Raw genomic sequence first — 450 nt, 5'->3', positions numbered from 1 at the left:
TGGCCATCTCACGCACAAGCACAAACACAAACACAAACTATCGCTCGACTTCTTACGATGGCCCAAGCGATATGGATCTGCACGTAGTCTATGACGACCCAGCCCATACTCTGCTGGGCTTGTCTGTTAAACCAGAAAAAGAAAACAATCGTATTGCCTCGTACATAACCCTGGACAATGATACGAGCCTCTATGTTCGCCCCAGGATTTTTGATCTGGTGTCCGGTGGGGAATGGTATAGTGCCGACTTACCCGTAGGCATTATTAGTAAAGCTTTTGATGAACACTTGCTCGATCCGCAGCAAGGATTCTGGGGTGCCTATCAATCTAATGAACAATCCTTCGAAGTTGAGCATCGCGATGTGGTGGTAGATTTTGTCACCGCAGGAATTACAGGCATCGAGTTCGATGGCTACACCGAAAGTACCACCTTTGCACTTCAACTAAGAA

1 protein-coding gene is annotated in these 450 nt (G+C 47.1%); it reads left to right on the top strand.

Annotation, left to right across the window (positions count from 1 at the left end):
- Positions 1-450, top strand: a 450-nt coding sequence (locus A3757_RS26495) for a hypothetical protein (RefSeq protein WP_197469851.1), incomplete at both ends; no start/stop codon positions are given.

This window comes from Oleiphilus sp. HI0117, from assembly GCF_001635235.1.
The sequence above is the reverse complement of the archived record's forward strand: the minus strand, read 5'-3'. Positions and strand labels throughout refer to the sequence as shown.